Here is a 13,607-nt window from a genome sequence, read left to right as displayed (position 1 = left end):
GAGAGGACCGGCATGCGCACGATGACCTCGGCCCAGGTACGAGCCGCCTTCGCGATCCGGCTGGCCCGGATCTACGGCGAGGAGGTGCCGCTCTACGCCACGCTGGTCGAGGTGTCGCAGCAGGTCAACCGCGACGTGATTGCCGCGCGGGGGGCGGGTGCGCTGAAGCTGGGCGGTGTGGAACGGGTCACGGCCGAACGGCACGGGGCGATCCGGGTCGGCACGCCGGACGAGCTCCATCAGGTGGGGCGCATCTTCGCAGCGATGGGCATGTATCCCGTCGGTTTCTACGACCTGCGCGAGGCCGCGCCCGACCCGGTGCCGGTGGTCTCCACGGCCTTCCGCCCGATCGATCCGGACGAGCTGGAGTTCAACCCGTTCCGGGTGTTCACATCGGTGCTGGTGCCCGACGACCCGCGGTTCTTCGACCCCGGGCTCCAGCAGGAGCTGACGGCGTTCCTGGCCCGGCGGCAGCTGTTCCCGCCGGAGCTGATGCCGCTGGCCGACGCCCTGGCCACCGAGGGCGAGTTGCCCACCGAGCAGGCCGAGCGGTTCCTGAAGCTGGCGGCCTCGGCCTTCGAGCTCTCCCCCGAGCCGGTCGAGGTCGCCTGGTACCGCCGCCTGGAGCGGGTCTCGAGCGTGGCCGCGGACATCGGCGGCGTCACCACCACCCATGTCAATCACCTCACACCGCGGGTGCTCGACATCGACGAGCTCTACCGCCGGATGACCACCCTGGGCGTCACCATGATCCCGTCGATCCAGGGCCCGCCGCGCTGGGGCGGCCCGGACGTCCTCCTGCGCCAGACCTCGTTCCGGGCGCTCGACGAGGCCCGGCCGATGCGTTTCGAAGACGGTTCGGTGCGAGCCGGCACTCTGCGGGTGCGTTTCGGCGAGGTGGAGCAGCGGGCGATCGCCCTGACCCCCGCCGGACGGGATCTGATCGAGAGTTTCGACACGCAGATCCACCAGAAAATGAGGGACGAACATCACGGTGAACGCGCTCAGGTCACCGAGAGCGTCTGGCGGGCAGGGATGCCCGCGACCGAGGAGAGCCTGCTCGCCCAGGATCTGGGGTACTTCCGCTTCGCTCCCGGCAACCCCGTGGACGCAAGCGTTCAGGCTGGGGGCACCCCCCGGGCCCGGAGGGTTGAGGGGACCGCAATTTCGGCTCTTGACCTGGTGCGATCGGGGGCACTGATCGCGACGCCGATCGTCTACGAGGACTTCCTGCCCCGCTCTGCCGCAGGCATCTTCAGCTCGAACCTGACGGGCGCGGGAACGATCGACGCGGAGCAGGCCGGTACCGTACGCGACGCCGCCTGGATCTCGCGAGCCCTGGACCGGCCGGTGCATTCCGGGGAGGCGCTGTACGAACGGCAGTCCCGTGAGAGTCTGGTGAAAGCCGTCAAGACCCTGGGGCTGAACCCTTCGAGCATCCGCGAGCTGACACTCCCACAACTCCCGGCACACCTGGCCTGACAATACGTAACCAGGTTGCTCCGGGCGGTCATAAGCAGAAGAAACACCCACCACACCAAGGGCATGTCCCTAGAATCCGTCCCGATGTCACTACCATCCGTTCCCCCCGAGGAACCGTCGGCCGAACGCAGTGGGGTCGCCGAGCGCCTGCTCGAGCAGCCCCTGCGGAACTTCGGCGTCGGTGTCACTGCTGTGATCCTCGGCGTGACCGCGGCGTTCGGCGGACTGGAAGAGGCGGACGGCAGTGACCGAGCGACCGCGATCAAGGTCGGCACCACGATGACGGCGGACCCTCTCGACATCACGATCAAGCGTCTGGTGTGGGCGGACGAACTTCCCGGGGTCCCGACCATGGAGAATGTGAGTTGCCGGCCGGCGATCGTCGAGAACACGAGCGACAAGAGCCTGGCTCCCCTCTACACCCAGGAGGCTGTCACCGTGAACGGCGTCGACGGTCTGGTCAGTGGCCCGGAGTTCGACCTGACCACGGCGGACGACGACGACCGCACCGATCGGCACGGCGCCGATCAGCTGCTTCACCACGCCGACAGCAGCACCCTGAACCCGCTGCAGCCGGGTCTGACCTACGAGGCGGCCTTCCTGTACGAGCAGCGCGGTTCCGCCCGGGCCGCCGACGAGGTGACGGTCCAGCTCGTCCGGCACACCCTGCGCGTGAACTCCCTTGACCAGACCGAGATGTGGCTCGACCCGGCAGTGATCGCCGAGTCGGCACTCACGGTGCAGCCCGCGAAAGTCGCGGGCAACGATTCGGCGGGCACGACCGACCCACCGACTGATACGGAAACAGAAACCTTGACTGACGCGGGGACCGACACCACGAACGCCGGAAGCTTCACGGTGACCGATACGAGGGCCGCCGGATGAGCACCCAGAACAACTGGTCCAGGCAGGGCCTGACCACCAGGACCGGACCGCAGTCCTCCGCGGAGGCCTCCGCCGAGCCGGAGGAGTCGCGCGCGCCCGCGCAGGACCAGTCCTCGGCGGTGTACCGCGATGTCACCGGCCGGCCGATCCCGCTCGCGGACGGGTGGGAGCCCCCGGAGGGCGAGCGCCCGCGGGACAACGCCCACCAGCGGTGGGCGGGTGCCGCGGCCTCGTTCGGCGAGGACTCCTCGAGCCTCTTCGCCGCGGACACCCGGCAGACCGCCACGGAGTACCAGCCGCCGGTGTCGTACCCGGCGACCGCCGGTGGCAGCGCGTTCTTCAGCGGTGCCCGGCAGGCCGCGAGCGAGCAGCAGGCCGCGCGGTGGGACTCGCCCCGGCCCCAGGCGCCCTCGGCCCCATCGGCTCCGGTGCAGTCGGCTCCGGAGCAGCAGTCTCCCGTTCCGTCGGCGCCGCAGTTCGAGCCGACGGTGCGCGCACCCGAGCGTCCCCGGCAGTTCGAGCAGCTTCAGCCGGTCGAACCGCGCAGGGTGGTGGAGCAGCCGCGCGAGTTCGACCAGCCGACGGTTCGCCATCCCGAGCCGCAGCAGCCCGCCGCGTGGTCGTCGCCGCAGCCGGGGCAATCGGGACCCCAGCCCCAGTTCCAGCAGCCTGCGGCCTGGCAGTCGGGGCAGTCAGGGCAGTCGGAGCAGTCGGGATCACAGCCGGAGGTCCAGCAGCCCGCCGCCTGGCAGTCCGGCCAGCCCGAGTCCCAGCCCGAGTTCCAGCGGGCCGCCTCGTGGCAGTCCGGGTCCCAGGCCGAGGTTCCGCAGCCCGCCGCCTGGCAGTCCGGCCAGCCCGAGTCCCAGGCCGAGGTCCAGCGGGCCGCCTCGTGGCAGTCCGGGTCCCAGACCGAGGTTCCACAGCCCGCCGCCTGGCAGTCCGGCCAGCCCGAGTCCCAGGCCGAGGTCCAGCAGCCCGCCTCCTGGCAGTCCGGGTCCCAGGCCGAGGTTTCGCAGCCTGCCGCCTGGCAGTCCGGCCGGTCCGGGTCCCAGCCCGAGTTCCAGCAGCCAGAGGCCTGGCGGTCGGAGTCCCAGCCGACCCAGCAGCCCGCGGCGCACCCGGAGCAGTACCCGGGTCAGTACGGCCAGAACGAGTACGGCCAGAATCAGTACCCGCAGGCGGAGTACCAGCGTCCCGCGACCGACGGGATGGACCGGATCGAGTACGCGACGCCGTACCAGGACCCGGAGTACCCGCAGACGGCGCCGGCCGGGTTCCAGCAGCCCGAGTGGGCGTCCTTCGAGGACTACCAGACCGGCTCGCAGCCTCCCGTCACCGACGACGCCCCGGGCTGGCAGCAGGTGCAGCCGTCGCCGCCCCTCAACGGGTACGCGACCCCCGGGGTGGACGAGTACCAGCCGCCCTCGGGCGAGATCCGGCAGAGCCCGCCCGCCTCCGGCGAGATGGGCTGGGGCGCGCCGGTTCAGCGGGCCCGGCCGGAAGAGGCCGACGAGTCGCGGGGCCGGGGGTCGTTCGAGACGCAGAACAAGGCGGTGCGGCCCTGGGACGACCCGGAGACGGGTAGCCCGGACAGCCAGAACAGAGCTCCGAAGAGCCGCGACCCGAAGGAGTGGGACGAGCGCTTCTGGGACGAGGGCGGCCCCCGGCTGCTCGGCGGTCCCGGCCCGGCCTTCCCCGGCAACCGCGACAAGGCCTGGCAGCCCGGCGGTCCCCAGCGTGGTGGTTCGGGTTCCCGCACCCCGATGCGGCGGGTCGTGCTGCTCGTGGTGCTGATCATCGCGGCGCTCGCGGTGGGGCGTTTCGTCATGGAGGCCGGCAAGGACAACCCCGACTACGTGCCGCTGTTCCAGCGCGGGGGTTCGGTGGACAGGCCGGTCGAGCTGCGGCACGCCGAGGTCACAGCCATGTCGGTAGGTGGTTTGTCTGATCTGACAGCCGGTTACGACCAGGCGAACTACCGCTCCCCCGGCGTGTTCGTCACCGTGCGGTGAAGATCGTGGTCCAGGGCGAGACGGCGTCGCTGCCGTACGCGGCGATCGAGGACAACCAGGGCCGGGTCTGCCCGCCGGCCACCGACGGCCGCGGCATCTAGCAGCCCGGCACGGCCCCGGTCGGCCTGGCCCGGTACGCGACCGGGGCGATCGAGATGCCGAAGGACGCCGCGCCCGGCGCCCGCCTGCAGATCGCGTCAACAGCACGTATCTCGACCAGGACGGCATGACCGACATCGATCTGGGCGTGACGCCGGCCAGTGCCGCAGCCACAGCCGGGCTCCGGCCCCCACCAACGCATCACGGATCGCTCTCAGCACGGCGGGACCATAGGTTTCCGGTCATCCCAGACGCCAGATCAGGAACGCCGAGGAGGCAGTCGCCGCGGCCGCCGGGAACATCAGCAGGCTGGCGGCAGCCACGGCGGCACCGGGTTCTCCGGGACGGTGCCGGGCGGTGATCACCGCGCTGATCGCGACGAGCGCGGCCACCGGGATCAGCAGCAGCGGCTTCACCAGCACCAGCACGCCGAACGCCAGTCCGGCGAGCAGCCCCTCGGCGGTCGAGCCGTGCACGGCGAACCGGCGCAGGGCCCGCAGCACCAGGAAGAGCAGGGTGCCCGCGCCGAACAGGGCCAGGAACGTGATCACGCCGGGTTCCCGGGGTGTTCGGGATCCGGATGATGGACGCTCGACAGCCCGTGGGTGGTCTTCTCCCAGTAGTGCGGGTTGGTGATCAACTGCCACAACGCCTTGTAGGCCGAGATCGAATGCATCATCCAGTAGAGGGGATTCAGCAGCGCCCAGGGCACGAGGCGGTAGCGGCGGCGCTTGAAGGCCCCCATCATCGTCACGTAGATCATCATCGAGTTGCCCAGCAGCAGGTTGCCCAGGCTGATCTGGAGGATCGGTGAGGGGAAGAGCGCGTTCAGCGACTCGATCGGGACCAGCAGGCTGGTGATGAACAGGGCGTAGAGCGGCGGGGACAGCAGGAACGACAGGGGTGTGCCGCCGACCAGCAGGGCGAACGCCAGGGCCTGCACCGCCCCGGCCTCCCGCACCAGGCGCACCGGGCGGCGGGTGTGCACGAGCGTGGTCTGCAGGTAGCCCTTGATCCAGCGGGAGCGCTGCCGGATCCAGTTGCCGTAGGCCCGGTTCGCCTCCTCGTAGGTGGTCGAGTTGATCACGCCGACCGTGTAACCCAGCGAGGCCGCGCGGATGCCCAGGTCGGCGTCCTCGGTGACGTTGTACGGGTCCCAGCCACCCAGGTCGCGCAGGGGCTGGGTGCGGAAGTGATTACTGGTGCCGCCCAGCGGGATCGGGAGTCGCAGGGCCTCCAGCCCGGGCAGCATGTAGTCGAACCAGAAGCTGTATTCCAGGGTGAACATCCTGGTCAGCGCATTTTCCTCGGCATTCCAGTAATTCAGCGCCGCCTGGACGCAGACCAGCTTCTCGTTGCCCTGCTCCTGCGCCCGGCGAAAGGCGATCACGGCCTTCTTCAGCTGGTCGGGCTCGGGCCGGTCCTCGGCGTCGTAGATCACCAGGAACTCGCCGTGCGCGAAGAACAGTCCGATGTTGCAGGCCTTGGGCTTGGTCTGCGGGCCACCCTGGGGCACCACCACGAACGTGATCGTGCTCGGGCAGTCGGCGGCGGCCGCGGCCAGCCGGGTCTCGTCGTCCGCCTCCTCCAGGAGCAGCAGGATCTCGAGCTTCTCGACCGGGTAGTCGAGACTGCCGAGGTTGCCGATCAGATCGGCCACGATGTTCGCCTCGCGGTAGACCGGCACCAGCACGGTGTAGACGGGCAGCTCCTCGTCGGTCAGCGCGGCCACGTCGTCGTCGGTGATCGGCACCGCGGCCTCGCGGCGGGCCCCGACCAGGCAGACCACGAACTTGAACAGCACCCCGACCAGGAAGAAGACCGCCACCAGCATCGACACCACGAGCAGCGTGAGCAGGGGCTGGAACAGCATCGCGAAGATCCCGGCGCTGGCCACCGACAGGCCCACCACCTTCTGGCCGGTGGAGAGCACCTCCCGGGCCGAGGCCGCCGGGTGCCGCTGCCACAGCCCGTTCGCGGCCTCGTCGATCAGCTGCTCGCGGAACACTCTGCGCATGGCCAGGGCGATGTCCCAGTCGGACGTCACGCTGAGGCGGACCGGCACCCCGACGAGCTGCTCGATGTGCCGGCGGCGAGCCCAGCTCGGCTCCTCCGCCGTAGCGACCACCAGCACCCCGTCGGCGTCGTGACGCACCGGGATCCAGCCCTCGTCCACGAGCACCCGGGGTTCCAGCCCGTCCACCAGCTCCGGGTCGATCTCGGTGTTGGCCACGTCGACGAACTCGCTGTCCCAGACCGTGGCCAGCGTGCGGTACAGATCGAGGCGCCGCACCAGGCCCGAGGCGATGAGGATCGCGCCCAGCCGGGAGCCGGTGCGCTTCTGCACGTCGAGGGCCCAGGCCAGATCGCCCGCGGAGAGCAGGTCCCGTTCGACCAGTACGTCACCGATGAGGGTGGGCGGCAGATCCTCACCGGCGTGACGGCCCCTCGGCCGGGGAATGACGATGGGCGGCGCGGCGGAACGCACACCTCCCGGAATCGTCACACCTGTCGAACTCGGCGGTTCAGCGGTCCGAGTTGAGGAGACAGCAGTTCAAAGGAAGTTTCTGGGTCGTGATCATGCCAACCTTCCCCGTCACCAGAGGGGGCGCAGGGGTGGGACGTCGTCTCCCACCTGGGCTCGAACCAGCTGGGCCAGACGGGTGCGCAGAACCGTCAGGCTCTGGTCGCCGATCTTGTCCACGAGCCGGTTCTCGATGCGGCCCAGCACGTAACCGGCGGCGCGCAGATGTTGCTGAGCCTTCTCGGTGAGCACGTAGAGCACCCGCCGGCCGCCCTCCGGGTGCGGGGCCTGGCGCAGGTAGCCGCGCTTCTCCAGGTCTTTCACCGTCTGCAGGGTGGCCTGCCGGGTCAGGCCCAGGTCATCGGCGAGATCGCCGCTGGTGCACCCGCCGCGGGTCTGGAGCACCTGGAACACCAGGCTGTGCAACGGACGCACGTCGGCGTAGCCCGCGCTGTCGAGCTCGGTGCGGAACTCGGTCTGGATCGACTGGTAGGCGGCGCCGAGCAGGAAGGTGAGGTCCTGGGCAGCGAGCGGATCGGGTTCCGGCTCCGGCTCCGGTCCGGGTTCCGGCGCGGGCGGCGGCTTCGGCTCGGCCAGTTGCGCGGCCATCTGACGGGCCAGGCGCTGCTGCCGTTCTTCCCGCTGCTCTTCCTGTCGCTGCTGGTAGGCCAGGTCCCACCACTGCTCACCGGTCTGGCCGTCCATGCTCTCCATCATCGCCGCACCCCGGCGCCGACGCCCATTCAGATCGCGGGCGGGGCACCGGCGTTCAGCCCCTGTTCGCCTGCCTCCGCCCACAGGTCGGCGAGCGCCTGGTCGATGACCGGCTTCAAGTCGGGGGCGTCGGCCCGCAGACCGGGCGGCAGCAGCGACTGGGCCAGCAGCCGGCCGTCCGGGTCGCGGCGCAGGGCCACCTTGGCCGGTTTCCCGCGCCGCATGGGCACACTCGCGCTCAGCACGACCGACGACTGCACGCGCTCGCGCACCACCTCGGGCAGCCGGCCCACGTCGTCCTGGATCTCCAGGGGTGTGGTCTTGCGGGAGTGCACCCACCAGATCACCAGCATGCGGGAGTCCTGGTCCCAGACCGCGCGGTCGACAGCGTCCCAGGTGTGCACCATCCGTTCCCCGCGGGGGGTGACGATGCGCAGGTCGCGGACGGTGGCGGCGGCCGCGCCCCCACCCACCAGCACCGACCAGGCCAGCAGCCGGGCGGTGCCGGGCTCGTCCAGCCCGAGAGCCTGTTCCATGCCGTCGGGCATGACCGCCCGTTTCGGCCGGCGCGGGATCAATCGCATCGAAAACCCTTCAGCTGTGTCACTCCAGGCTGCTGCCGTTGATACGGTCGCGCAGGGCCCGGCGCTCGTTCTCGGCCGCGACCAGCTCGGCGAACGCGGCAGCCATGTCGTCGTCCGGGGCCATCATCTGCACCCGGCTGCGCAGGTTCCCGATGCGGTGCAGCAGAGCGGTTTCCGCGACCTTGAGCACCATCGAGGCGGCGTACTTGGCCATCTCCTCCTCGCGGTCGGCGGGCATCGGCGCCACCGCGAGCTCGGTGATCATCGGCACCACCACGTCGGGCGCGTAGTCCTGCACCATCGTCACCCAGGCCGGGCCGGCCATGCCGGTGGCCTCGGCCATGCCGCCCGCCGCCCGGATCGCGTCGTGCACCGCGCGGTAGGCCGGGGTCTGGAACGCCTCACCACTCAGGGTGTCCGCGTCGTGCGGGGGCACCAGCCGGGGTACCTGCAACATGCACTCCAGTGCCTGCCGCTCGATCGCCGCCACCGGGTCGGTGCGGTTGGGGCGGTTCATATTGGGACGCATCGAGGTACGAGGGGCCGCGGACCGGCCCGGCTGCCCGAACCCGGAGTCGAAGGCATCGTGCGCGGGCTCGTCCTCGGGCGGCGGGGGCACGTCGTCCGGCGGCGGCTCGTGATCGTTCCAGCCGCCCTGATGGCCGAAACCGTTGTTGCCGTAGCTGTTGTTGTTGGCGTAGCCGGTCTTGCCCTCGCCGTTGTTCCAGCGCTGGCGATCGCCCTCGCCCCAGCCACCCCCCTTGCCGCCCTTGCCCTTCCATTCCCGCTTGGGCTCGGGCGGGGGAAGGATGTACGTGCCGTCGGGCATGAGCCACGAGCCGTCGGCCTGCCGCACACCCCCGGGAGGACCGTCACCGCGACGCGGCGGCCGTCCCCCGTCTCCCCGACGTCCACCGGCACCGGACTCGCGACCCTGACCGGGACGTCCACCATTGACCGCACCCGCGGCGCCGCCCGCCCTCTGGTCGCGCTGAGCCCGGTCGATCGCCTGCCGGACCGGTTCGTCTTCCATGCCCAGCATGTTGGCGAGCTTCACGGCGTACCCGAGGCGGATCACCTCGTCGCGGATACCCGCGACGACCGGCGCGGCCAGGCGCAGCCCGCGCACGCTGCCCTCGACCGTGGTGAGGTCGACCTCGTTCATGATCGACTGGATCTTGAACTCGAACATCGGGCGACGCGAGCCGATGAGCTCCTTCACCGCCTCGTTGCCCTGCTGGAGCCGAAGGTCGCACGGGTCCATCCCGCTCGGGGCCACCGCGACGTAGGTCTGCGAGACGAACCGCTGGTCGTCTTCGAACGCCTTCAGCGCGGCCTTCTGCCCGGCCGCGTCACCGTCGAACGTGAAGATCACCCGGCCGCCGGAGTTGCGCTCGTCACCGATCAGGCGCCGCACGATGCGGATGTGGTCGGCGGCGAACGCGGTGCCGCAGGTGGCCACGGCGGTGGGCTCACCGGCCAGGTGGCAGGCCATCACGTCGGTGTAGCCCTCGACCACGATCACCTGGTGACTCTTGGCGATCTCGCGCTTGGCCAGGTCGACGCCGTAGAGCACGTGGGACTTCTTGTAGAGCGCGGTCTCCGGGGTGTTGAGGTACTTGGCCTCGATCGTGTCGTCGTCGAACAGCCGCCGCGCCCCGAAACCGATGTTGTCACCGGTGACGTCGCGGATCGGCCAGATCAGCCGGCCGCGGAACCGGTCGTACAGCCCGCGCCGCCCCTGCCCCGACAGACCGGCGGCCACCAGTTCGTCGCCGGTGAACCCGCGGCCCTGGAGGTGGCGGGTGAGCACCTCACCGCCGCGCGGCGCGAAACCGACCCCGAACAGCTCGGCCGCCGCCTGGTCGAAGCCCCGGTCGACCAGGAACTGCCGGCCGATGGACGCGTCGGGCGAGGTGCCCAGCTGCTCGGCGAAGAACTGCGCGGCCATGCGGTTGGCCTCCAGCAGACGCCGCCTCTGGTTGACGCCCTCCTGGCCGGGCCGCTTGCCCTCGTTGCCGTTGTCGTCCTCGTAGCGCAGCTCCAGGCCCAGGCGCTGGGCCAGGCGCTCGACCGCCTCGGCGAACGAAAGGCTGTCGATCTCCTGCACGAAGGAGATGACGTCGCCGCCCTTCTGGCAGCCGAAACAGTGGAAGAAACCTACGGTCGGCCGCACGTTGAAGGACGGCGTCTTCTCGTCGTGGAAGGGGCACAGGCCCTTCAGGGCCCCGACCCCGGCAGGCCGCAGCGAGACGTGCTCGCCGATGATCTCTTCGATCCGGGACCGCTCCCGGACGGTCTCGACGTCCTCGCGGCGGATCCTCACCCGGTGATTCTACGGCGTGGCGGTGGATTCCTCCGCCGAGGTGGTCTGCCAATTGATCTTCAGCTCTTCGAGCTGGTCACCGGCCACGCCGATCGCCAGGCGCAGCACCAGGAAACTCACGAGCGCCAGCGTCACCAGCACCATCATGATCCCGAAGTAGATGGCCAGCGTGATCTTGATCGTCGTGCCCCAGGTGATGCTGTGCGCGGCCGCCGTCGGCGGGCGCACCACCCGCCGCGAGCCCGTCTCCAGCGGAAGGCTGCCGGTTCGGCCCCGCTCACGATCCCGCGGTGCCTCCAGACCACGCCGCGTACCCTCGTAGCTCGAACGGTTCTGGAAGTAGTCAGTGCTCACGCGCGCCCTGTCCGTCGGCCCTGGTGTGGAGGACGGCATGATGGCAGTGCCATATGACACCGAGTGCTTCGCCCACCACAAGAACGGATCAAATCACCCAGCGTGTCAGTTGGGGAGCAGTTCGTGATGCCAGGTCACGGCGCGGGCGTCGGTGAGGCTCGCGACCTGGTCGATGACGGCCCGCAGCCGCCCGGCGTCGTCCGGGGCCGCATTCCAGTCCACCGCGAACTGAAGGTCGAGGGCTTTCGGAGCGCGGTCTTCCAGCACCTGCACGAGTTCCATCAGGAGTTCGCGCTGGCGGCTGTAGAGCGGCTGACGGTCTTCGACGGTCATCACGTAGACGGCGGCGAGACCCTTGAGCACGGCGATCTCCACCTCCGTCTCCACCGGGACCACCAGATCGGCGTGGTAACGGGTGAGCGGCTTGCCGCCGGCCTGTGCCCGCGTGGCCTCTTCCACCGAGCGCACGAACCGGCCGATGAGTTGTGAGGTCATGTCTTTCAGCGCGGCGAGTGAGGCGTAGTCACCGGCGAACGAGGTCACCCAGGCCGGCAGCCGACGCAGCCGCTCCAGGCCCTCGGCGATGACGTCGTCGGCCACGTCGGGCAGGTACCAGCTGCGCACGACCTCGATGATGTGCCCGGTCTCGTCGCCGTGCTCCAGCCGCGCGGGGTCGAAACGCAGCGAGACGATGGCATCCTCGACGTCGTGCACGCTGTAGGCCACGTCGTCGGAGAGGTCCATGACCTGGGCCTCGATGCAGCGGTGCCGGTCGGGAGCCCCCTCGCGCAGCCACTCGAACACGGCCAGGTCGTCGTCGTAGGCGCCGAACTTCCGTGAGCCCTCCGTCGGCGATTCACCGCTGCGCCAGGGGTATTTCGCGACGGCGTCGAGCGAGGCGCGGGTCAGGTTCAGCCCGTGGGCCCGCCGCGGCCCCATCACCTTGGGCTCGAGCCGGGTCAGCAGCCGCAGGGTCTGCGCGTTGCCCTCGAATCCACCGATGCCGGCGCTGATCTCGTCGAGCGCCGTCTCCCCGTTGTGCCCGAAGGGCGGGTGCCCCAGGTCGTGCGCCAGGCAGGCGGTGTCCACCACGTCCGGGTCGCAACCCAGGGCCAGGGCGAGCTCCCGCCCCACCTGGGCCACCTCGAGGCTGTGGGTGAGCCGGTTGCGCACGAACTCGTCCGAGCCGGGCCCCACGACCTGGGTCTTGGCCGAGAGCCGGCGCAGCGCCGAGGAGTGCACCACCCGGGCCCGGTCGCGGGAGAACTCGCCGCGGCGCGGGTCTTTCGGCGGTTCGGGATGCCAGCGGGCCTGGTCGGCGGGTTCGTACCCCGGAGCGTAGGGAGCCATCTCAGCCGCCGGAGACCGAGAGCTCGGCCTCCCGCAGGATGCCGGCGAGCTCTCCGTCGATCTCGCGACTGTCCAGCCAGCCGTGGGGCAGCGACACCGATCGTGGCGATCCGGCCCGGCCCCGCGGCCCCTCGGCGTGCTCGCCCGGGTAGGGCTGGCTGCCGTCGAGCTGGCCCGCCAGGTCGTCGAACTCGGCCAGCGAGCTGATCATTGCCAGCGCCGCCCGGGTCTCTCGGCCCACCACGTACCCCTTGAAGTACCAGGCGATGTGCTTACGGAAGTCGCGGCAGGCCCGGTTCTCGGCGTTGCTCTCGGCGTCGCGGCCGGTCTTCTTGACCGGCTTCTCGTAGCCGTCGTAGTGCTCGGTCAGTAGCTGAATGTGGCGGCGCATCGTGGCCAGCACGTAGTCCAGCCCGGGCTGCCGGCGGGTCGCGCGACCGTCGAGCGCCGCGGCCAGGTCGGCGAACAGCCACGGGCGGCCCAGGCAGCCCCGGCCCACCACCACGCCGTCGGCGCCGGTCTCGGCCATCATGCGCACCGCGTCGTCGGCCGACCAGATGTCACCGTTGCCGAGCACCGGGATGCTCGTGACGTGCTGCTTCAGGTTCGCGATCGCCGACCAGTCGGCCTGGCCCGAGTAGTACTCGGCCGCCGTGCGCCCGTGCAGCGCCACCGTGGCCACGCCCTCGGCCTCGGCGATGCGCCCGGCGTCGAGGTAGGACAGGTGATCCGCGTCGATGCCCTTGCGCATCTTCACCGTCACCGGCACGCCGTATGGAGTGGCCGCCTTGACCGCGGCCGAGACGATCGCCGCGAACAGCCCCGCCTTCCAGGGCAGCGCTGCTCCCCCGCCCTTGCGCGTCACCTTCTGCACCGGGCAGCCGAAGTTCAGGTCGATGTGGTCGGCGCGGTTCTCGTCGAGCAGCATCGACACACAGGCCCCGACCGTGGCCGGGTCGACGCCGTACAGCTGCACACTGCGCGGGTTCTCGTCCGGGTCGTGCTGGATCAGGCGCATCGACTCGTCGTTCCGCTCGATCAGCGCGCGGGACGTGACCATCTCGCTGACGAAGAGCCCTTCACCACCCTCGGACGCCATCTGCTCGCGACACAGCCGCCGGAAGGCCGTGTTCGTGATCCCGGCCATCGGGGCGAGAACGACGGGTGTGGCGATCCGGTGGGGTCCGACCTGCAGAGCTGTCACGTGTCCCATTGTCTCCCACCTTCGGACGTGAACCTGACCGGCCTCTGGAGATGCACCTTTCCGGCGCTGTATC

General features: G+C 70.4%; 11 protein-coding genes. 3 read left to right on the top strand and 8 right to left on the bottom strand.

All coding sequences use genetic code 11. From position 1 onward, the window contains the following. The first annotated feature begins 12 nt into the window (after window positions 1-12). From hglS to LR393_RS27260, 3 genes are all read left to right on the top strand, one after another. On the top strand, window positions 13-1,482 hold the full coding sequence (hglS, locus tag LR393_RS27270) for a 2-oxoadipate dioxygenase/decarboxylase (RefSeq protein ID WP_231487750.1): 1,470 nt from the start codon (window positions 13-15) through the stop codon (window positions 1,480-1,482). An 84-nt stretch (window positions 1,483-1,566) separates the two neighbouring features. Further along, on the top strand, window positions 1,567-2,367 hold the full coding sequence (locus LR393_RS27265; protein ID WP_231487749.1) for a hypothetical protein: 801 nt from the start codon (window positions 1,567-1,569) through the stop codon (window positions 2,365-2,367). Further along, complete coding sequence (locus tag LR393_RS27260; RefSeq protein ID WP_231487748.1) at window positions 2,364-4,379, top strand: hypothetical protein; 2,016 nt, start codon at window positions 2,364-2,366, stop codon at window positions 4,377-4,379. The genes LR393_RS27265 and LR393_RS27260 overlap by 4 nt, the downstream gene beginning before the upstream one ends. Before the next feature lie 341 nt (window positions 4,380-4,720). On the opposite strand, the gene LR393_RS27255 is transcribed toward LR393_RS27260, so the two are convergent. From LR393_RS27255 to dusB, 8 genes are all read right to left on the bottom strand, one after another. Then, window positions 4,721-5,029 (bottom strand): hypothetical protein, encoded by a 309-nt coding sequence (locus LR393_RS27255; protein WP_231487747.1) that lies wholly within the window; start codon window positions 5,027-5,029, stop codon window positions 4,721-4,723. Continuing rightward, complete coding sequence (locus LR393_RS27250; RefSeq protein WP_231487746.1) at window positions 5,026-6,984, bottom strand: glycosyltransferase family 2 protein; 1,959 nt, start codon at window positions 6,982-6,984, stop codon at window positions 5,026-5,028. Before LR393_RS27250 ends, LR393_RS27255 begins: the two co-directional genes overlap by 4 nt. Window positions 6,985-7,074: 90 nt before the next feature. Beyond that, window positions 7,075-7,719: a MarR family winged helix-turn-helix transcriptional regulator gene (locus tag LR393_RS27245; protein WP_231487745.1), complete on the bottom strand. Its 645-nt coding sequence runs from the start codon at window positions 7,717-7,719 to the stop codon at window positions 7,075-7,077. 26 nt (window positions 7,720-7,745) lie between these two features. Continuing rightward, complete coding sequence (locus tag LR393_RS27240; RefSeq protein WP_231487744.1) at window positions 7,746-8,300, bottom strand: hypothetical protein; 555 nt, start codon at window positions 8,298-8,300, stop codon at window positions 7,746-7,748. Between the two features lie 19 nt (window positions 8,301-8,319). Next, window positions 8,320-10,626 carry a DNA primase gene (dnaG, locus tag LR393_RS36705; RefSeq protein ID WP_231487743.1) on the bottom strand — a complete coding sequence of 769 codons (2,307 nt, stop codon included), beginning with the start codon at window positions 10,624-10,626 and terminating at the stop codon, window positions 8,320-8,322. Between the two features lie 9 nt (window positions 10,627-10,635). Then, entirely contained in the window at window positions 10,636-10,980 is a 345-nt protein-coding gene (locus LR393_RS27230) for a hypothetical protein (protein WP_231487742.1), read from the bottom strand. 105 nt (window positions 10,981-11,085) lie between these two features. After that, entirely contained in the window at window positions 11,086-12,330 is a 1,245-nt protein-coding gene (locus LR393_RS27225) for a deoxyguanosinetriphosphate triphosphohydrolase (protein WP_231487741.1), read from the bottom strand. A 1-nt stretch (window position 12,331) separates the two neighbouring features. Beyond that, on the bottom strand, window positions 12,332-13,534 hold the full coding sequence (gene dusB, locus LR393_RS27220; protein WP_231487740.1) for a tRNA dihydrouridine synthase DusB: 1,203 nt from the start codon (window positions 13,532-13,534) through the stop codon (window positions 12,332-12,334). Between the last annotated feature and the right edge of the window lie 73 nt (window positions 13,535-13,607).

The organism is Kineosporia mesophila (genome assembly GCF_021129235.1).
Taxonomy (GTDB): domain Bacteria; phylum Actinomycetota; class Actinomycetes; order Actinomycetales; family Kineosporiaceae; genus Kineosporia; species Kineosporia mesophila.
Note: the sequence above shows the minus strand (reverse complement) of the source record. Positions and strands in the feature narration are given on the sequence as shown.

What these genes read in the sequence shown, in the direction of transcription:
- LR393_RS27265 (WP_231487749.1), top strand. Translation starts at nt 1,567, where the DNA reads ATGTCACTACCATCCGTTCCCCCCGAGGAACCGTCGGCCGAACGCAGT.
- LR393_RS27225 (WP_231487741.1), bottom strand. Translation starts at nt 12,330, where the DNA reads ATGGCTCCCTACGCTCCGGGGTACGAACCCGCCGACCAGGCCCGCTGG.
- LR393_RS27240 (WP_231487744.1), bottom strand. Translation starts at nt 8,300, where the DNA reads ATGCGATTGATCCCGCGCCGGCCGAAACGGGCGGTCATGCCCGACGGC.
- LR393_RS27245 (WP_231487745.1), bottom strand. Translation starts at nt 7,719, where the DNA reads ATGATGGAGAGCATGGACGGCCAGACCGGTGAGCAGTGGTGGGACCTG.
- LR393_RS27260 (WP_231487748.1), top strand. Translation starts at nt 2,364, where the DNA reads ATGAGCACCCAGAACAACTGGTCCAGGCAGGGCCTGACCACCAGGACC.
- hglS (WP_231487750.1), top strand. Translation starts at nt 13, where the DNA reads ATGCGCACGATGACCTCGGCCCAGGTACGAGCCGCCTTCGCGATCCGG.